This is a genomic window from Pseudomonas sp. DR48 (genome assembly GCF_019823085.1).
Taxonomy (GTDB): Bacteria; Pseudomonadota; Gammaproteobacteria; order Pseudomonadales; family Pseudomonadaceae; genus Aquipseudomonas.
The window spans coordinates 6110857-6130138 of the sequence record NZ_CP081946.1; the positions used below are offsets into that span (position 1 = coordinate 6110857).

Here is a 19282-nt window from a genome sequence, read left to right on the forward strand (position 1 = left end):
TTGCCAACACTTATAACCGTGAACGCCTGGCAGGAAAATAAACTTGTGAAATCAACTTACTCGCTTGAACAACTCGTGCCTTACATACGCAAACATTCCAATTTTTATCAGGAACACCTGCAACACCTACCGACTGACACCCTGACATTGAAAGATCTTCCGCTGACTTCTGTGACTAATTATTGGGCAGACAGTAACGATCTGGATCGTTGGCCAGTGCTGACGGCTGAAGTCCGCGATGGCGTCGTATTTAAAACGGGCGGATCGACCGGCGATGGCAAGTTGTCGGTGTATACAGTCAATGAATGGCAAACACTGGTCAGTACTTTCGGCGAGAGTATTTCCTGTCAACTGAAAAACGGCGACAGAATCGCCAACCTGTTTTTCTGCGGTGATCTCTATGCCAGTTTTGTGTTCATCCATGACGCACTGGCGCACGTCAAATGTTCGATCTGCGAGTTTCCTTTTACCGGTCAGGTCAGCATGGACGTTCTGGCCGATGCGATTGACCGACACCGAATCAACGTGCTCGTCGGAGTACCGGCGCAGCTGCTGCAACTCGCCGCGTACCTGAAGGCGCAAAAGCGAGTGCTGTCTGGGGTCGACACCTTGCTGTACGGCGGTGAAAGTCTGTTTGCCTTGCAGCTGGACATGCTGCGCGAGGTTCTGCCCAACGTGGGCATTGCTTCCATCGGCTACGCCAGCGTCGATGCGGGTCTCATCGGTGCGACCAGCCGTGATTGCGCGCTCGGCGAACACCGGATGTTTGAACCGCAAACGGTACTGGAGATCGTCGATGAGCTGACCGGCGAAGTCATCGAGGAATGCGACCGAACCGGGATGCTGGTGGTGACCAACCTCACCCGTCAGCTCATGCCGCTGCTGCGTTATCCGGTGGGAGACCTTGCTTGCTGGCGAGAGCCCAGCGCCACGCCCAAGCGAAAATTTGCCCTCAAGGGACGTAGCGCCCACAGCCAACGGGTTCGGGTGGGTATGTTTTCGTTGTTGATCGACGAAGTGCTGCACATGGTCCGCACTGTCGCCGGCAGCGACCAGTGGCAATTACGGATCGAGCAACAGGGATGCAAGGACATTGTGAGCGTGAAGTGGGTGCCTTGCGATCAGGCCGAGAACACCGTTGCGGTGTCCAGTGCGTTATACGAAGCGCTCGTGGCCCACTACCCCGCCATCGAGCACCTGACGCAAGAAGGCCTGCTGGAGTTGCGAGTCCTGGCATGCGCCGTTACGGAATTGAAGCTTCACCCCCGCTCCGGCAAACAGATGCGTGTGCTGGATTTGCGCATCTATGACACTCCATCTCCGGAGTACCCGTGATGAACGAGCTGATTTTTCGTCGCTTTCATTCCTCGGACGCTCGGGCCGTGAGCCAGTTGTTTCGTGAGGTCTACGGCGATCTCTATGTCCAGCCGGATGTTTACCTGCCGAACATGATCAGCCAGCACAATGCCGATGGTCGCTGGATGTCCATGCTGGCGCTAGACGAACATCGCGTGCTGGGCCATGCGGCGCTGTGTCATGACCGGCCTTCTGGCACCACGGAACTGGCGCTCAGCGTCGTGCATCCCGCGGCGCAGGGGCAAAGCATCGCAACCCGCCTGTCCCGGGAACTGCTGGAGCAGGCAGGTTCGCTGGGGTCAACGAGTGTCGTGATCAAGCAAGTGACTCACCATCCTTACACTCAGCGCATGGCGGCCACCATCGGTTTCCAGAGCACCGGAGTGCTACCCGATTACGTCCCCTCGCCCTTCGCCGAGCCACTCGCGGAAACGATCGTGATGGGCTGTTACCTGGCCGAAGGGCATACACGACCGCTTCCAGACATTGCGTGGCCAGAGAGCTGCCAAGGTTTCATGGAGCATATGTGTTCGGTGTTTGGAACGCAGAACGATGTGCCATCGCTGTCTTCGATACCGTTGCAGATCACGCAGCACCATCACCGTTTCGAAATCGTCATCCAGCGTTTGAATAAACGTCTGCTGGCGCAAATCCGGCAGTTGCCAGGCCACTGGCTGATTTCGGCAAGAGTCGAATTGTCGGCGCACTTTGCCGAAGCCTTGCACAACTTGACGTTGCTCGGATTCTCCTTCACCGGGCTCACGCCCTCGCCCGGGAGCCATGGATGGTTTGCCTTGTTTCATCGCGGGGCGCAGCCTCGCTCCCTGAGCCTGCATTGCCCCCACATGCAACAGTTGCACGACGAGTTACAACGCAACACTCAACCTCTGCGCAGCGCTCGTTCAGCTGCCTGAGGCTTTTCGATAAAAGTCATTGCCCGGCTGCGCGCAAAGCTCTACCAGCCAGTCGACAAACACCCTCACCCGCCGCGACAACTGGCGGTGCGGCGGATACAACGCCGTCAACGGCATTCCCGGTGGCGGCACCGCTTCAAGCACTTCGCACAATCGCCCTTCCTTCAACTGACGTGCAACGTGGTAGTAAGGCGCCTGCACCAGACCGTATCCCGCTTCACACGCCGCCAGGTAACCATCGGCGCTGTTGACCGATACCTGTCGGGGCAGGTCAATCACCTGGACCTGGTCGTCGACCATGAACTCCAGCCCGAATCGCTTGCCGGTCGTACTGGAGAAGTACTCGACCATTTGATGCCCCTCAAGCTCCGCCAGAGTGCGTGGCGCGCCATGGCGTTGCACGTAGTCGGGGCTGGTGCAGGTGACCTGATCCAGCATCACCAGCGGCCGGGCCACCAGCGAGTCGTCCAATGCCGAACCACCGCGAAGCACGCAATCTACGCCCTCGCGAATCAAGTCGACGGGCCGATCGTTCAAGCCGATGTCCAACTCGATCAACGGGTAGCGTTGAGTGAATTGTGGCAATGCCGGAATCACCAGCAATCGGCCAATCCCGGACGGCATGTCGACACGCAGCAGCCCTTTTGGATTGTGACGGGCCGCGCTGAACACCGCTTCGGTCTCCTCCAGATCCGCCAGCAAGCGAACGCACCTGGGGTAATAGGCTGCGCCGTCGAGGGTCAGGCTGATCTGCCGCGTGGTGCGTTGCAGCAGTTGCACACCAAGATGAGCTTCAAGCTGTTTGATCACAATAGTGACGGAGGCACGGGGTAACTGCAGGCTGTCCGCCGCTTTGGCGAAACCGCCCAACTCGACGATTCGGGTAAAGACGCGCATGGCGTTAAAACGATCCATTGCTCTGGCGATCCTGCTGATCATTTAGAAATCACGAATAGTGATAGCAGTTTTAGCCGGTTTATCTTGCTTCTGTCGAGATCAACACTAGGGGCCTTCACCACAGGGAGTTGATTTCATGCAAACACGTCAATTGGGCAAAAACGGTCCGCACGTCTCCGCCATCGGGTTGGGCTGCATGGGCATGACCGATTTCTACACCACGGGCGTCGATACCCGCGAAGCCACCGCCACCTTGCACCGTGCGCTGGAGTTGGGAATCAATTTTCTCGACACCGCCGACATGTACGGCCCGCACACCAACGAAACGTTGATTGGCAAAGCCATTGTCGGCAAACGCGACCAGGTATTTCTGGCCAGCAAGTTCGGGATCGTCCGCGATCCGTCGAACCCCGACGCACGGGGCGTCAATGGCCGGCCGGAGTACATTCGCGCGGCGATCGACGGCACCTTGAAACGCCTGGGCGTTGAAACCCTGGATTTGTATTACCAGCACCGGATCGATCCGCAGGTGGCCATCGAGGAAACCGTCGGGGCGATGGCCGAACTGGTGAAAGCTGGCAAGGTTCGTTATCTGGGACTGAGCGAAGCGTCGGTGACCACTCTGGAGCGCGCTCACAAGGTGCATCCGATCAGCGCACTGCAAAGTGAATATTCGCTGTGGAGCCGCGATCAGGAGGAAAACGGTTGCCTGGCCGCGTGTCAGCGCCTGGGCATTGCTTTCGTCCCTTACAGCCCGTTGGGACGTGGCTTTTTGACCGGGGCACTGAAAAGCCCGGACGACTTTGCCGCTGACGATTACCGTCGCTTCAGCCCGCGCTTTCAAGGGGAAAACTTCGCCAAGAATCTGTTGCTGGTGCAGCAGGTGCAAGCCCTGGCCGTGGACAAAGGCGTGACCGCCGGGCAACTGGCGTTGGCCTGGGTGTTGGCGCAGGGTGACTACCTGATCCCGATTCCAGGGACCAAGCAGCGTAAATACCTTGAAGAAAACGTCGCCGCGCTGGACGTCAGGTTAAGCCCTGACGAGTTGCAGGCGCTGGAAGCGATATTTCCCGCACATGCCACCGCAGGCTTGCGTTATCCCGAGGAAGTCATGAAGTTGCTCGACCGCTAACAGCCATCTGGCCCACCCGTAACCCGAGTGGGCCAGTACTGCGTCAGGCCTTGCTTTTAACGCCTTTGTCAGTCGGCACTGTCGTCCCGTTGCCCTTGCCGTAAGTTTGCAGGTTCTGCAGGACGTAGATTGCCTTCTTGTATTCCGGGATCAACCCGGCAGCGTACTTGTCGCCCTTGATACTGTTGCTCTGGATGGTGTCGAGTTGCGTGGCGAAATACGCCAGGGCATTAAACTTGGCATCCGGGTCACTTTGCACGCCGAAGCGGTCGAACTTGTCACCGGCATTCATCAGCGTCATCGCCGTAATGTCGGAAATCAGCCCTCTGTCTCTCAGGAAGGCACTGAGATTGCCCAATTGTTTGGCCGATACATTTTCCGGGTCGAAACCTTTTACGTTCCGGTGGATTTTCAGCTCATCCATTTTCGCCGTATTCAGCACGTTTGGATTATTACCCACCAGCGCCAGCATTTCCCTGACTCGGGCGCTTTGAGAGACAACTTTGCCGCCGCCCGTGTTCTGAACCAGTAGTCCTGCCTTGGCGGTCCAGCCACCGGTTAGGCCGATAGTCATGAATGAACTCCCGACTGCGTGACCATACAAACTCCTTGTTTAAACCACTTTTAGTGCGGGCGAGTATCAGGCTGGCAACTAGCCACACCAACAGTTATTTGTGTTTTTTACAATTCTCGTACAATTCAGATACAAAGCCGCAACGGCCCTGTTTCATTGGCCTATGCCAACTTCCGGAAATTGGCATAGCTAACTAATCCGCATGTTTGTACGTCTTGGTTAGTTTATTTGTATCAAAACAGATACCCGCCAGCCCGAACCGTCCGTCACCTTCCCTCCTTCTTGCACGTCCGTACCTAAAGCTCGCCATCAGCAGGCCGATAGCCCGATGAAGCGCCGATTTTCATCGCGAAAACCACAATAAGAACGCTGCACAAGGACCGGTCCCATGCCCGCATTCCGCACCATCCAGGCTCGCTACACCCTGTTTCTGGTCCTGTTCATTCTTCTGCTGTCCGTGCTGACAGTCGTCGGCATCAGCCAGTTGGTCGCCCCGAAACTTCGCCACACCGAAGAACAGGTGGCCCTCAATCGCATTGCCGAAGTCGCCGAGCAAATCCAGGGCGAATTGAACAAGGTGCAGGCGCAACAGCGCAGCATCACCCAGACCATTCCCCTGCTCGACAGTGCGGCGATCGATACGGTGTTGCCCGGCCTGGTTGATCAGTACGGCGAATTGAAAGTCTTTGGCGGCGGGATCTGGCCGTTGCCTGGCCAGCGTGAGGCCGGGCGCAACAAGTTCAGCACCTTCTGGCACCGCGATGCCTCGGGCAAATTGGCAGTCAACACCTTCTGGAACAGCGACGCCGCCCCCAACTATTACGACCAGAGCTGGTACAAGGGCGGCATGCAAACCCCGCGCGGCCAATGCGCCTGGGCGGCTGCCTATAAAGATGACGCCAGCGCCGAGCCGCGCACCAACTGCGCCATGGCCATTCAGAAAAATGGCGCCGCGTACGGTGTGTCGACCATTGACGTGACCCTGGGCTTCTTCAATGACCTGATCGCGCGCAAGGAAAAAGACCTCGGCGCAGAAATGCTGATCGTCGAAGCCGATGGCAAGATCATCAGCAACAGCTCGCGGATCAGCGGGCCGATTGTGCTGAAGAACATCAGTGAACTGGCCGGCAACTCGCCCTTCGCCAGTCAAGTGAAGGCCGGCCTGCAAAACCGTGATCAAGCGCAACGGGTCGAATTCGACAACAACGGCGAAGCCAGCACCTTCTTCATGCGACCGATCGAAGGCACGCCGTGGTTCCTCGCCACCGCCCTGCCGACCAAACTGATTACCGCCCAGCGCGACGACGTGCTCAGCACCTTGAGCCTGCTGCAGATTCCGATGGTGATCCTGTTGGTGTTGCTGCAGGTCTATGCAATTCGCCAACTGATCCAACGCATGAAAATCCTCAAGGCCAACATCGACGCACTGTCCGCCGGCGACGCTGACCTGACCAAACGCATCACCATCCGTGCCGAAGATGAACTGGGCGCCATCGGCCATTCGGTCAACGCGTTCATCATCTATTTGCAGAACATGATCGGCGAAGTCACGCAAGCCACAGGCGCCATGGCGTCCAGCCTGGACAACCTGCAGCGCACCTCCGCCCACACCAGCCAGATTCTGGTGCGTCATGCCTCGGAGACCGACCAGACCGTCACCGCGATCACCGAAATGAGCTCGACCGCTGAAAGCGTCGCGCAGAACGCGGCTGAAACCGCCGCTTTCACCCAACGCGCCAATGAAAACGCCGACCGTTCGCGGGTGGTGGTCGGTGAAGCGTCCAGTAGTGTCATCGCGTTGATCGACGAAGTCGCCAGCGCCACCCATAAAGTCGAAAGCATGCAACAGGACGCACAACGCATTACCGAGATTCTCGGGGTGATCGGCGCCATTGCCGGCCAGACCAACTTGCTCGCACTCAACGCGGCCATCGAAGCGGCCCGGGCCGGTGAGCAAGGTCGCGGGTTTGCAGTGGTGGCCGATGAAGTCCGCGCCCTCGCCGCCCGCACCCAGGCCAGCACCTCGGAAATCAACGAAATGCTCAAGCGTCTGACTCAAGGCGTGAGCTCTTCGGTCAGCGCGATGGAAAACACTCAGGCCAGTTGCCAGTCCGCCGCCGATGCAACGGCACGGGTCAACTCAGGACTGGATGAAATGGCCGGCTCAGTCAGCCACATCAACAGCCTGAGCACCCAGATCGCCACGGCCGCCGAGCAGCAAAGCGCGGTCACGGAGGAGATCAACCGCAGCATGGTGCAGATCCGTCACATGGTCGATGAGCTGGTCAAAAGCGGCCAGGCCAGTGAGCTCAATACTCATCAACTGCTGGAAGCCAATGCGCGCGTCAGCTCGATCATGGGGCGGTTCAAGGTTCGCTGATGACACATCCCCTGTAGGAACCGTGTAGGAGCTGTCGAGAGAAACGAGGCTGCGATCTTTTGACTTTGTTTTTTAAGGTCAAGATCAAAAGATCGCAGCCTCGTTTCACTCGACAGCTCCTACAGGAATTACTTCGAAACAATCTCGCTCCGTTTTTATGGCTAAAGTGTTCAAAATGCCTCTTTTTGACCGCCATCGGAGACGAGATCCCCCATGCGAAACCACCTGCGTCTGGTCGCCCTGAGCGCCCTGTTCATCTCCTCCCTGGCCCAGGCCGCCGAGCTGATCCCCATCGAAGTCCACCGCGATGCCAATTGCGGTTGCTGCAAAAAATGGATCAGCCACCTCGAAACCAACGGTTTCAAAGTTGAAGACCACGTCGAATCGGACATGAGCCAATTCAAGCAGCAGCACGGCGTGCCACCGCGCTTGGCGTCCTGTCACACCGCGCTGATCAATGGCAAGTTCGTCGAAGGCCATGTGCCGGCGGATCAGGTCCTGGCCTTGAGCAAGCGCGATGATTTGCTGGGTGTTGCGGCGCCAGGCATGCCAATGGGTTCGCCCGGCATGGAAATGGACGGCATGAGCGATGCCTATCAAGTCATCGGCCTGAAAAAGGATGGCACCGATGTCGTGGTGGCGGACTACCCCGCCCATTGATGTCCGGCGCGTACATCGGGCTGTTCTTCGCGGCCTTCGGCGCCGCGACGTTGCTGCCATTGCAGTCCGAAGCGCTGCTCGTCGGGCTGCTGCTCAAGGGTCAATACTGGCTGTGGTCGTTGCTGGCCGTCGCGACGCTGGGCAACGTTTTAGGCTCGGTGGTCAATTGGTGGTTGGGACGCGGCATTGAGCGGTTTCGCCACCGGCGCTGGTTTCCGGTCAGCCTGCGCCATCTGGAAAAAGCCCGACAGCACTATCAACGCTACGGCCATTGGTCATTGCTGCTGAGCTGGGTGCCGATCATCGGCGATCCGCTGACGCTGGTGGCCGGGGTGATGCGCGAACCCTTCGGGCGATTCCTGTTGATCGTCACCCTCGCCAAAGGCGCACGTTACGGTGTGCTCGCGCTGGCCACGCTGGGCTGGATCGGTTGAACGATCACGGGCGTGGATTGCCAGTATTTAATGTCGCCCTAATCATGCCGATCCAGCATCGGCGGGTTTTCTACGGAGTTCATCCATGTCACTTGCCCTCTCCCGCTGGCTGCCCGGGCTGTTCCTGATAGCGGCGCTGCCAGTCCTTGCCCAAGCCGAAGGCCCGGAATACGGGCCGCAACTGCAAGGATTCGCCTACCCCTACACGGTCAAACATTTCGAGTTCAAATCCCAAGGGCAGTCTCTGCAGATGGGTTACATGGACGTCGCCGCCCACGGCAAGCCCAACGGGCGCAGCGTGGTGTTGATGCACGGCAAAAACTTCTGCGGCGCCACGTGGGACAGTTCAATAAAAGCACTGAGCGAAGCCGGTTACCGGGTCATTGCACCGGACCAGATCGGCTTCTGTACGTCCAGCAAGCCGGAGCATTACCAGTACACGTTCCAGCAACTGGCGACCAACACCCAACAACTGCTCAAGGCCCTGGGCATCCAGAAGGCCAGCGTGCTGGGGCATTCCACCGGTGGCATGCTCGCCACGCGGTATGCGCTGCAATACCCCGATCAGGTCGAGCAACTGGCGTTGGTCAATCCCATTGGCCTGGAAGACTGGAAAGCCCTTGGCGTGCCGTATCGCAGCGTCGATCAATGGTACGAACGCGAGCTTAAACTCAGCGCCGACGGTATCCGCACCTATGAACGCAACACCTACTACGGCGGTCGCTGGAAGCCTGAATTCGATCGCTGGGTCGACATGCTCGCCGGCCTGAACAAAGGCCCGGGGCACACGCAAGTGGCGTGGAACTCGGCGCTGATCTACGACATGATCTTCACCCAGCCGGTGTACTACGAGTTCAAGGACCTGAAGATGCCCACGCTGTTGCTGATCGGCACGTCCGACACCACGGCCATCGGCAGTGATATCGCGTCACCGGAGGTCAAGGCGAAGCTCGGTCACTACGATGTTCTTGGCAAACAAGTGGCGAAGCTGATCCCGCGGTCGACCCTGGTCGAATTCCCTGGCCTGGGCCACGCGCCGCAGATGGAAGAGCCGGCAAAATTCCACCAGGCGCTGCTCGACTGGTTGAACAAAACCAATCCCGTTCGTTGAGGAGCTAAGGCAGATGGCAGTGCAGATAGCGGTAATCGATGATTGGCAGGACGTGGCCGGTGACGTGGTCGACTGGTCCGCGCTGGACAGCATCGGCGAGGTCAGCTTTGTCCATGACTACCCCGCCGATAATGAAACCCTGGCGGAACGCCTCGGCACATTCGAGGTGATCTGCGTGATGCGCGAGCGCACCCGATTCGATGCCGACCTGTTGCGCCAACTGCCCAAGCTCAAACTGCTGGTCACCGGCGGCATGCGCAATGCCGCGCTGGACCTCAAAGCCGCTGCCGAACTCGGCATACAAGTCTGCGGCACCGACAGCTACAAACACGCGGCGCCGGAGCTGACCTGGGCGTTGATCATGGCCGCGACCCGCAATCTGGTAGTCGAAGCCAATGCCTTGCGCGCCGGCAAATGGCAGCAAGGCCTGGGCGGCGACTTGCATGGCAAGACCCTGGCGATCCTTGGCCTTGGCAGCATCGGTAAACGCGTCGCCCAGTTCGGCCAGGTGTTCGGCATGCGGGTGATCGCCTGGAGCGAAAACCTCACGCCCGAACGCGCCGCTGAAGCGGGCGTGACCTATGTCAGCAAGCAGCAATTGTTCGAGCAGGCCGATGTGCTGTCAGTGCATCTGGTGCTCAGCGAGCGCAGCCGCGGATTGGTCGATGCCCAGGCGCTGGCCTGGATGAAACCTTCGGCGCTGCTGGTCAACACCGCCCGCGGACCGATTGTCGATGAAGCAGCGCTGATCAAGGCACTGCAAAAAAACCGGCTTGCCGGGGCTGCGCTGGACGTGTTCGACGTGGAACCGCTGCCCGTGAATCATCCGTTCCGCACGCTGGAAAATGTGTTGGCGACGCCGCATGTCGGTTATGTCAGCCAGCAGAACTACCATCAGTTCTTTTCGCAGATGATTGAGGACATTCAGGCCTGGTCGGCGGGAGAGCCGATTCGGTTACTGACCTGATACCGAGTCATCGTTCTTCGCGGGCAAGCCCGCTCCCACACGAATCGCGTTCCTACTGTAGGAATGCGGTCACCTGTGGGAGCGGGCTTGCCCGCGAAGGGTCTTGAGACCACACCATTCCCCCGCTCCGCCCGCACCCAAATGGTGCGCCACCCCCCTAAACCCGCCCATTTCCGTGACTTGCAAGTCCCGTTTTGACTCACTATAAAAAATAAACCTGCACTTCGTCGGTGCGTTTCCCCCTGTAAGCCGTGTGCCTTTACCCTCTTTGAGCCGATTGTCGAACAATTTCGCCACTTGACCTCCCCCGCTCTAGGATCTGGCCTAGACTCATTTTCGCGAGGTAAAACCGGTCGGTCATCTGGCGGGAAAAAACTCGAAACTTTCGGTCGTGGCCATGGGTCAGGTTAAAGGTAGGGCTTAAGCGACTGGTGTATTCCTTGCAACGGCCCCTCCACCCATTTTGCTTTAACGCATTGGGCAGCACTTGCTCACCTATGCGTCGCGCGTTCGCGCCCGGCCACAGGATTTGGCCACGACACCGTTTGTGCCGGACTAAGAATTAGATCAACAACACGGGAGATTCATATGATAAGTGCGGCTTTAGATATTCAGGGAGAGCGTGCTCATCAGCAGGTCGGCGAATCGAGCGCCGTGGTTGCTCCGAGCGCTCAATCGGTCAGCGTGCCAGGCACAAAAACGCTGACACCGGCTGCCAGTCAGAATCCGAATCGAAAGAAAGTGCTATTTGTCACCTCCGAGATTGCCGACCTGGTAAAAACCGGTGGTTTGGGTGACGTGTCCGCCGCATTGCCTCGGGCCATGGCTCATTTGCACGATGTGCGGGTGCTGATCCCGGGTTATCCGCAAGTGCTGCACAGCGAAAATCCGATCCATATCATTGGTGAAATGGGTGGGCACGCCGCATTGCCACCCTGCAAGATCGGCCGCATGGACATGCCCGACGGCCTGGTCATCTACGTGTTGATCTGCCCCGAACTCTACGAGCGCGAAGGTTCGCCTTACGGCGCCAACAACGGCCGCGACTGGCCGGACAACCATATTCGTTTCGCCCGCCTGGGCCTCGCCGCCGCCGATATCGCCGCCAACCTTGCACAAATTCACTGGTGCCCGGATCTGGTGCATGCCCATGATTGGCCCGCTGGTCTGGCGCCTGCTTATATGCACTGGCGTGGGCAGCGCACCCCGACATTGTTCACCATCCATAACCTGGCGTACCAAGGCGTCACCAGCCTTGGCTCGTGCCCGGAACTCGGTATTCCCATGCACGCCTTGCAACAGGAAGGCATGGAGTTCTACGGCAAGATGTCGTTTCTCAAGGCCGGCATGGCCTACTCGAGCCACATCACCACGGTCAGCGCCACTTACGCGCAGGAAATCACCACGCCGGCCTTTGGCTGCGGCCTCGACGGTTTTCTGGCCTCCAAGACCCAGCAAGGCTTGCTCAGCGGCATTCCCAACGGTATCGATGAAAGCTGGGACGCCGCCACCGACCCGCACCTGTTCTGCCCGTTCACCATCGGTGATTGGGAAGGCAAAGCGGTCAACGCCGCCCACGTGCGTGACTTGTTCGGCCTGGAAGATTCCGAAGGCCCGCTGTTTGCCGTGGTTTCGCGCCTGGTCTATCAGAAAGGCCTGGACCTGACCGAAGCAGTCTCCGAATACATCGTCAACAACGGTGGCCAGATCGCGATCATCGGCCGGGGCGAGCCGGAAGAAGAGCAAGCCATGCGTGAGCTGGCCCTGCGCTTCCCGGGGCAGATCGGCGTGCGCATCGGTTTCAACGAAACCGACGCCCGGCGCATGTTCGCCGGCAGCGATTTCCTGTTGATGCCGTCGCGTTACGAGCCTTGTGGCCTGAGCCAGATGTATGCCCAGCGCTTCGGTTCGTTGCCCGTCGCACGCAATACCGGCGGCCTGGCCGACACCATCGAAAATGGCGTGACCGGTTTCCTGTTCGACGAATCCACGGTCGAGAGTTACCAGGAAGCCCTGAGCCGCGCGTTCAAGGTATTTGCATTCCCTGACCTGCTCAATGCCATGCGTTGCCGTGCCATGACCGCGCCATTCAACTGGTGCCAAGCCGTCGAACCCTACGCCGAACTCTACGAACAACTTGTCGCCAAAGCCCTGGGAAAATCGGGGAAACAGTAAAAAGAGGCTTTCAAAGATGCCGTTACGGACCCTTGAGACCTGGCCCCACGGCGCAATTATGCTGGACGCAGAACACACGCGTTTTGCCTTGTGGGCGCCAGATGCGTTTTATGTCAGTGTCGAACTGGAAGATGGACAATCCTTGCCGCTACTGCCTCAGGCCGATGGCTGGTTCGTGATCAAGACTCGCTGCCCAGCGGGTACGCGTTACCGTTACAACATTGATGGCGAGCTGGAGGTGCCGGACCCGGCCTCCCGCGCGCAGGCGGGGGATATCGGCGGCCACAGCGTGGTGGTCGATCCCCTCGCCTATCAATGGCAAAACAGCGCCTGGACGGGCCGCCCCTGGAACGAGGCCGTCATCTACGAATTGCACGTCGGCACGCTCGGCGGCTTCAGTGGCGTCGAGGAGCATCTGGCGCGACTGATCGAGATGGGCATCACCGCGATCGAACTGATGCCGCTGGCGCAGTTCCCAGGTGAGCGCAACTGGGGTTACGACGGGGTGCTGCCCTATGCGCCCCAAGCGTCCTACGGTACCCCGGAACAACTCAAACACCTGATCGATACCGCGCACGGCCTGGGCCTGGCGGTGATTCTCGACGTGGTCTACAACCACTTCGGCCCCGATGGCAATTATCTGCATCACTACGCCAAAGGCTTCTTTCGCGAAGACAAGCACACCCCGTGGGGCGCGGCGATCGACTTCCGACGGCGCGAGGTCCGTGACTTCTTCATCGACAATGCGCTGATGTGGCTGCTGGAGTACCGCTTCGACGGGCTTCGCCTGGACGCCGTGCACGCCATCGAGAGCCCGGACTTTCTCCAGGAACTGGCACAACGGGTGCGTGAGCAGACCGACCCGGTGCGCAATGTCTGGCTCATGGTCGAGAACGAGCACAACCAGGCCAGCCTGCTGGAGGAAGGGTTCGATGCGCAGTGGAACGACGATGGCCATAATGCCCTGCACGTTCTGTTGACCGGCGAAACCGACGCCTACTACGCCGACTACGCCGAACAACCGACCGAAAAACTGGCGCGATGCTTGAGTCAGGGGTTCGTGTTCCAGGGCCATATGACACGCCACGGCACGCCCCGGGGCGAGCCCAGCGGCCACCTTCCACCCACCGCATTCGTGCTGTTTCTGCAAAATCACGACCAGATCGGCAACCGCGCGTTCGGTGAGCGCCTGCATCAGCTGACCCCGCCTGACGCATTGAAAGCGGCCACCGTGTTGCTGTTGCTGTCGCCGATGATCCCGCTGATGTTCATGGGCGATGAATTCGCCGCCGAAGAACCGTTCCTGTTCTTCACCAGCCATCACGGTGAACTGGCGGAACTGGTGCGCGAAGGTCGACGCAATGAGTTTGCCGCATTCAGCGCCTTTGCCGACCCGCACAAGCGCGAGCAGATTCCCGATCCGAACGCACCGCAGACGTTTGAAGCATCGCGGCCAACGCTGTCATCGATTGAGCAATCGTCGGTGTACGCGCTGTATCGCCGACTGCTGCACTTGCGCCACCAGCACATCATCCCGCGCCTGCCCGGCGCCCAGGCCCTGGGGGCTGAAGTCCTGGCCACAGGCGCGGTCAGCGCACGCTGGCGTCTGGGTGATGGCAGTGAGCTGCGTATTGACCTGAACCTCAGCAACACGCCTGTGGTCCACACCCAACAGGTCGACGCTGCGCTGCTGTTCGAATATCCGCCGCATTCTGCCGACCTGTTGGATCAGGGCACGCTTGCCCCGTATTGCGCGCTAGTCAGCCTCACCGCTGCAGCCCCTTTGCTACCCTCTGATGGAGAGCGCCAATGAGCGACGCGCAACTTGAAATACTGGCCGGCCGTGCTGGCCTGGCCGTTGACTGGATCGATGCCAACGGTCGCCCGCAAAAAGTCGCCCCTTCGGTGCTACGCGCCGTCCTGACCGGCCTCGGCCACCCAGCCAGCAGCGCCCAGGAAATCGACGCCAGCCTGTTGCAACTGCAAGAAGTCCAACAGACGCGCCACCTGCCGCCGCTGCTCACCTGCGATGTCGGTGTCGGCCTCGACCTGGCGCATTACTTCGAGCCCGAAACTCCTTGCGAAGTCCACCTTGAAGACGGCTCCCGGCTGAACCTCAAGCTCGACGCGCAGGCGGTTTTGCCGGGGTTGATCCCGGTCGGCTATCAGCATGTCAGCATCGATGGACAGTCATTTACCCTGGCGGTAGCACCCGAGCGCTGCTACAGCGTCGGCGATGCGGTGGACACTCCAATCCCGCGGACCTGGGGCCTGAGTGTCCAGCTGTATTCGCTGCGTCGTCCCGGTGATGGCGGTTTCGGTGATACCCAGGCGCTGGAAGACCTTGCCCGGGTCGCCGGTGAACGGGGCGCCGAAGCCTTGGCGATCAGTCCGCTGCATGCCATGTTCGGCAGCGACACCCACCGTTACAGCCCTTATTCCCCGTCCAGCCGTTTGTTCCTCAACAGCTTGTACGCAGCTCCGGGCTCCATTCTCGGCGAACGTGCCTGGCGTGCAGCGATTGATGCAACCGGGCTGGCCGGCGAACTGCAGCAGCTGGAAGAACAGGCACTGATTGACTGGCCCGTGGCGGCCGCCGCCAAGCACCGCTTGCTGCAAGCCTTGTACGAAGGTTTTGTGCAAGGCGAACACCCGCTGCACGCCGACTTCAGCAGTTTTCGCCACGCCGGCGGTGAAGCGCTGGAAAATCACTGCCGCTTCGAAGCCATTCAGGAAGCGCGTCTGGCCAAGGGCGAAAGCCTCGACTGGCGCGAGTGGCCGGAGCAATGGCGCAACCCACGCAGCGCCGCCCTCGCCGATTTTGCCGAAGAGAACGCCGGACGCATCGGCTTCTTCGCCTTTTGCCAATGGCTGATCGCCCGCTGCCTGGAGCGCGCGCAATCCGCCGCCCGCGGCGCGGGCATGAGCATCGGGCTGATCGCCGATTTGGCGGTGGGTGCCGACGGCGGTGGCAGCCAGGCCTGGAGTCGCCAGGACGAATTGCTTGCCTCGCTGACGGTCGGTGCACCACCTGACATCCTCAATCGCACGGGCCAGGGCTGGGGCATTTCGGCGTTTTCCCCGGAAGGCCTGGTGCGTAACGGCTTTCGCGCATTCATCGAAATGCTGCGCGCCAATTTTGCCCACGCCGGCGGTTTGCGCATCGATCACGTCATGGGCCTGCAACGGCTGTGGGTGATCCCCAACGGTTCACCACCGGCCGACGGCGCCTACCTTTATTACCCGGTGGATGACCTGCTGCGGTTGCTTGCCCTGGAATCCCATCGCCATCAGGCGATAGTCCTGGGCGAAGACCTCGGGACCGTGGCCGAAGGCCTGCGGGAAAAACTCATTGCCCGCTCGATCCTCGGCATGCGCGTGCTGTTGTTCGAACAGGACAACACATACTTCAAGCCCATGCTCGACTGGCCGGACAACGCTTTGGCGACCACCAGCACCCATGACCTGCCGACCCTCAATGGCTGGTGGCATGGCCGCGATATCGACTGGAACGCCCGATTGGGCCTGGTCGACGCCACGGGTGAAATCGAATGGCGCCAACACCGTGAGCGCGAGCGTGAAGGCCTGCGCCGTGTGTTGAGCGAGGACCCGCAGAACTTTCGCGAAGAGTCCCATGAAACCGATCAGGTGCTCGACGCGGCCATCCGCTTCCTCGGTCACACCCGGGCGCCACTGGTCTTGTTGCCGCTGGAAGATGCCTTGGGCATCGAACAACAGGCCAACCTGCCTGGCACTATCGACACGCATCCCAACTGGTCGCGGCGCCTGCCCGGCGCCAGCGAGGCATTGCTGGATGACCCGGACGCCGCCCGGCGCCTGGAATTACTCGCCTGCGCGCGACTTCAGGCCGGCGAGCGTGACCAATGAATCATTCGGACCTCCAACCGCTGCGGGCGACCCTGCGGCTGCAATTTCATAAAGGCTTCACACTGGACCAGGCCGTCCCGCTGGTCCCGTATTTTGCCAGCCTGGGCATCAGCCATCTCTATGCCTCGCCGCTGCTCGCGGCCCGTGCGGGTTCCATGCATGGCTACGACGTGGTGGACCCCACCACCGTCAACCCCGAGCTGGGTGGCGAAGCGGCCTTGCACCGTCTGGTGGCTGCCTTGCGCGAACACAAGATGGGGCTGATCCTCGACATCGTGTCCAACCACATGGCCGTCGGCGGCAGTGACAATCCCTGGTGGCTCGACTTGCTGGAATGGGGACGCCTGAGCCCGTACGGCGAATTCTTCGACATTCAATGGCACTCGCCCGACCCGTTGATGGAAGGCCAGCTGCTGCTGCCTTTCCTCGGCAGCGATTACGGCGTCGCCTTGCAGGACGGCACCCTGCCCTTGCGCTTCGACGCGCAACGCGGTGCCTTTTATGTCGAGCACTACGAGCATCACTTCCCGATCTGTCCGTCCAGTTATGGCGAACTGCTCAGAAGCGATGACGAAGCGCTGAAGTTTCTCGCGGACCGTTTCAGTGCCTTGAGCTACCAGACAGATGCTTATGGCCTGGCAATACCGCTGAAAGCCGAGTTGCGCGAGCTCGCCAGCAACCCGGCGATCCTGCAGTGCATCCAGGATAATCTCGGCCAATACGACTCATTGACGCCCGAGGGTTTCCAGCGCCTTCACAACCTGCTCGAACGCCAAAGCTATCGTTTGGCGAGCTGGCGCACAGCCGCCGATGACATCAACTGGCGGCGCTTTTTCGATATCAACGAACTGGGCGGCCTGCGGGTCGAACGTCCGGCGGTGTTCGAAGCAACGCATGCAAAAATCTTCGAGCTGGTTGAGCAAGGCCTGGTCGACGGCTTGCGCATCGACCACATCGACGGCCTCGCCGACCCGCGCGGTTATTGCCGCAAACTGCGGCGTCGGGTCGATACGTTGTCGCCCGACCGCCACCTGCCGATCTTCGTCGAGAAGATCCTTGGCGAAGGCGAAACTCTGCACCGCGATTGGTCGGTGGACGGCACCACCGGTTATGAATTCATGAACCAGTTGTCGCTGCTGCAGCATGATCCGCAAGGCGCCGAGAATCTGGGCAACCTGTGGAATCGCTACAGCGAGCGGCCCGCCGACTTCCGTCAGGAAGCGCAATTGGCGCGCCAGCAAATCCTCAACGGTTCACTCGCCGGGGATTTCGAAAGCGTTGCCCAGGCGTTGCTGCAAGTGGCCCGCGATGACCTGATGACCCGCGACCTGACCCTCGGTGCGATCCGCCGGGCGTTGCAGGAACTGATCGTGCATTTCCCGGTGTACCGCACCTATATCAGTCCGCGTGGTCGCTCTGGCGAAGACGATGTATTTTTCCAGCAGGCCATGGACGGTGCCCGGCAAGCCCTCAGCGAAGCCGATTGGCCCGTGCTTGACTGCCTGGCCAGATGGCTCGGCGGTGAATCGTGGCGCAAACGGCCCGTGGGCCGCCCGCGCAAGATCCTCAAGCATGCCTGCGTGCGTTTCCAGCAATTGACCTCACCGGCCGCCGCCAAGGCCGTGGAGGACACCGCGTTCTATCGCTCGGCGGTGCTGCTGTCGCGCAACGACGTGGGCTTCAGCACCGAGCAGTTCAGCGCCCCCGTGGAAGATTTTCACGCGGCCTGCGCCAACCGTCTCGCCGAGTTTCCAGACAACTTGCTGGCGACCGCGACCCACGACCACAAGCGCGGCGAAGACACCCGGGCAAGGCTCGCGGTGCTGAGCGAACGCAGCGCCTGGTACGCCGAGCAGGTTCCGCTATGGCGAACCCTCGCCCGCCCCTTGCGTGACGATGAGCAAATGCCGTCGGCAGGCGATGAGTTGATTCTCTACCAGGCCATCCTCGGCAGTTGGCCGCTGGACCTGCGCGACGACGATCAATCGGCGCTCGAGGACTACGCTCAGCGTGTGTGGCAGTGGCAACAAAAAGCCTTGCGCGAGGCCAAGTTGCAAAGCAGCTGGAGTGCGCCGAACGAGGTTTACGAACAAGCCGCCCAGCAATTTCTGCAACGCCTGCTGGTGCACCCCGATGGTCAACTGCTGCGCGCAGCACTGGGCAAGGCAGCGAAGACCATCGCCGTCCCCGGCGCCCTCAATGGTTTGGCGCAAACCTTGCTGCGAATGACCGTGCCAGGGGTGCCTGACCTGTATCAGGGCAACGAGTACTGGGACTTCTCGCTGGTCGATCCGGACAACCGCCGACCAGTGGATTACGCCAGCCGCCAACAGGCCATGCAGGCGTCCGTGAATCTGCCCGATCTGCTGACCCGCTGGCGTGACGGGCGCATCAAGCAATCCTTGATCGCCCAGACGTTGAACCTGCGGGCCGAACATGCCGAGCTGTTCCAGCGAGGGACGTATCAAGCCCTTGAGGTGGTCGGCAGCCAGGCTCACCGGGTGTTGGCCTTTGCTCGAGAACATGAGGGAAAACGCGCCATCGTGATCGTCCCGATACGTTGCGCCGCGTTGCTGGAAAACAGTGCAGAACCTCAGGTTGAAGCACTGCGCTGGGGCGATACGCGGGTCAAATTACCGTTCGCCACGTCTGACGAAAATTTGAAGGGACTTTTTTCCAGCACCGCAGTCACACACCACAAGGAGCTGAACATCAGCGCCGCGCTGGGGGATTTCCCGGTCAATCTCTTTATTCAAACGTTTACCCAAGCTTGAGTTCAGTTCAGGAGTATTGC

General features: G+C 60.1%; 14 protein-coding genes. 12 read left to right on the forward strand and 2 right to left on the reverse strand.

Translation table 11 applies throughout. The features are described from left to right. The first annotated feature begins 45 nt into the window (after nt 1-45). Both K5K95_RS27565 and K5K95_RS27570 read left to right on the forward strand, forming a co-directional pair. Complete coding sequence (locus K5K95_RS27565; protein WP_222587019.1) at nt 46-1335, forward strand: phenylacetate--CoA ligase family protein; 1290 nt, start codon at nt 46-48, stop codon at nt 1333-1335. Beyond that, entirely contained in the window at nt 1335-2270 is a 936-nt protein-coding gene (locus K5K95_RS27570) for a GNAT family N-acetyltransferase (protein ID WP_222587020.1), read from the forward strand. Before K5K95_RS27565 ends, K5K95_RS27570 begins: the two co-directional genes overlap by 1 nt. On the opposite strand, the gene K5K95_RS27575 is transcribed toward K5K95_RS27570, so the two are convergent. Continuing rightward, nucleotides 2259-3185, reverse strand: coding sequence for a LysR family transcriptional regulator (locus K5K95_RS27575; protein WP_222587021.1), 927 nt, complete (start codon nt 3183-3185; stop codon nt 2259-2261). The genes K5K95_RS27570 and K5K95_RS27575 overlap by 12 nt on opposite strands. 118 nt (nt 3186-3303) lie before the next feature. Between K5K95_RS27575 and K5K95_RS27580 the strand changes: the two genes are divergently transcribed. Then, nucleotides 3304-4299 carry an aldo/keto reductase gene (locus tag K5K95_RS27580; protein WP_222587022.1) on the forward strand — a complete coding sequence of 332 codons (996 nt, stop codon included), beginning with the start codon at nt 3304-3306 and terminating at the stop codon, nt 4297-4299. 43 nt (nt 4300-4342) lie between these two features. Here K5K95_RS27580 and K5K95_RS27585 read toward each other — a convergent pair whose 3' ends face one another. After that, complete coding sequence (locus K5K95_RS27585) at nt 4343-4873, reverse strand: hypothetical protein (protein WP_222587023.1); 531 nt, start codon at nt 4871-4873, stop codon at nt 4343-4345. A 388-nt stretch (nt 4874-5261) separates the two neighbouring features. Between K5K95_RS27585 and K5K95_RS27590 the strand changes: the two genes are divergently transcribed. From K5K95_RS27590 to K5K95_RS27630, 9 genes are all read left to right on the forward strand, one after another. Then, nucleotides 5262-7253, forward strand: coding sequence for a methyl-accepting chemotaxis protein (locus K5K95_RS27590; protein ID WP_222587024.1), 1992 nt, complete (start codon nt 5262-5264; stop codon nt 7251-7253). Nucleotides 7254-7466: 213 nt separating this feature from the next. Continuing rightward, nucleotides 7467-7913 (forward strand): DUF411 domain-containing protein, encoded by a 447-nt coding sequence (locus K5K95_RS27595; RefSeq protein ID WP_222587025.1) that lies wholly within the window; start codon nt 7467-7469, stop codon nt 7911-7913. Further along, a complete protein-coding gene (locus K5K95_RS27600; protein WP_222587026.1) occupies nt 7913-8347 on the forward strand; it encodes a YqaA family protein in 435 nt (144 codons plus the stop codon). Before K5K95_RS27595 ends, K5K95_RS27600 begins: the two co-directional genes overlap by 1 nt. An 85-nt stretch (nt 8348-8432) precedes the next feature. Next, nucleotides 8433-9458, forward strand: a complete 1026-nt coding sequence (locus K5K95_RS27605) for an alpha/beta fold hydrolase (RefSeq protein ID WP_222587027.1) — start codon at nt 8433-8435, stop codon at nt 9456-9458. A 13-nt stretch (nt 9459-9471) separates the two neighbouring features. After that, nucleotides 9472-10425, forward strand: a complete 954-nt coding sequence (locus K5K95_RS27610; protein ID WP_222587028.1) for a D-2-hydroxyacid dehydrogenase family protein — start codon at nt 9472-9474, stop codon at nt 10423-10425. 588 nt (nt 10426-11013) lie between these two features. Further along, entirely contained in the window at nt 11014-12600 is a 1587-nt protein-coding gene (gene glgA, locus K5K95_RS27615) for a glycogen synthase GlgA (RefSeq protein ID WP_222587029.1), read from the forward strand. Between the two features lie 16 nt (nt 12601-12616). Beyond that, nucleotides 12617-14413 (forward strand): malto-oligosyltrehalose trehalohydrolase, encoded by a 1797-nt coding sequence (gene treZ, locus K5K95_RS27620; protein WP_222587030.1) that lies wholly within the window; start codon nt 12617-12619, stop codon nt 14411-14413. Further along, a complete protein-coding gene (gene malQ, locus K5K95_RS27625; protein ID WP_222587031.1) occupies nt 14410-16488 on the forward strand; it encodes a 4-alpha-glucanotransferase in 2079 nt (692 codons plus the stop codon). Before treZ ends, malQ begins: the two co-directional genes overlap by 4 nt. Continuing rightward, nucleotides 16485-19262, forward strand: coding sequence for a malto-oligosyltrehalose synthase (locus K5K95_RS27630; RefSeq protein WP_222587032.1), 2778 nt, complete (start codon nt 16485-16487; stop codon nt 19260-19262). The genes malQ and K5K95_RS27630 overlap by 4 nt, the downstream gene beginning before the upstream one ends. Nucleotides 19263-19282 lie beyond the last annotated feature (20 nt).

Coding starts and splice junctions, on each gene's coding strand:
- K5K95_RS27570 (WP_222587020.1), top strand. CDS start 1,335: ATGAACGAGCTGATTTTTCGTCGCTTTCATTCCTCGGACGCTCGGGCC.
- K5K95_RS27575 (WP_222587021.1), bottom strand. CDS start 3,185: ATGGATCGTTTTAACGCCATGCGCGTCTTTACCCGAATCGTCGAGTTG.
- K5K95_RS27580 (WP_222587022.1), top strand. CDS start 3,304: ATGCAAACACGTCAATTGGGCAAAAACGGTCCGCACGTCTCCGCCATC.
- K5K95_RS27585 (WP_222587023.1), bottom strand. CDS start 4,873: ATGACTATCGGCCTAACCGGTGGCTGGACCGCCAAGGCAGGACTACTG.
- K5K95_RS27590 (WP_222587024.1), top strand. CDS start 5,262: ATGCCCGCATTCCGCACCATCCAGGCTCGCTACACCCTGTTTCTGGTC.
- K5K95_RS27595 (WP_222587025.1), top strand. CDS start 7,467: ATGCGAAACCACCTGCGTCTGGTCGCCCTGAGCGCCCTGTTCATCTCC.
- K5K95_RS27600 (WP_222587026.1), top strand. CDS start 7,913: ATGTCCGGCGCGTACATCGGGCTGTTCTTCGCGGCCTTCGGCGCCGCG.
- K5K95_RS27605 (WP_222587027.1), top strand. CDS start 8,433: ATGTCACTTGCCCTCTCCCGCTGGCTGCCCGGGCTGTTCCTGATAGCG.
- K5K95_RS27610 (WP_222587028.1), top strand. CDS start 9,472: ATGGCAGTGCAGATAGCGGTAATCGATGATTGGCAGGACGTGGCCGGT.
- glgA (WP_222587029.1), top strand. CDS start 11,014: ATGATAAGTGCGGCTTTAGATATTCAGGGAGAGCGTGCTCATCAGCAG.
- treZ (WP_222587030.1), top strand. CDS start 12,617: ATGCCGTTACGGACCCTTGAGACCTGGCCCCACGGCGCAATTATGCTG.
- malQ (WP_222587031.1), top strand. CDS start 14,410: ATGAGCGACGCGCAACTTGAAATACTGGCCGGCCGTGCTGGCCTGGCC.
- K5K95_RS27630 (WP_222587032.1), top strand. CDS start 16,485: ATGAATCATTCGGACCTCCAACCGCTGCGGGCGACCCTGCGGCTGCAA.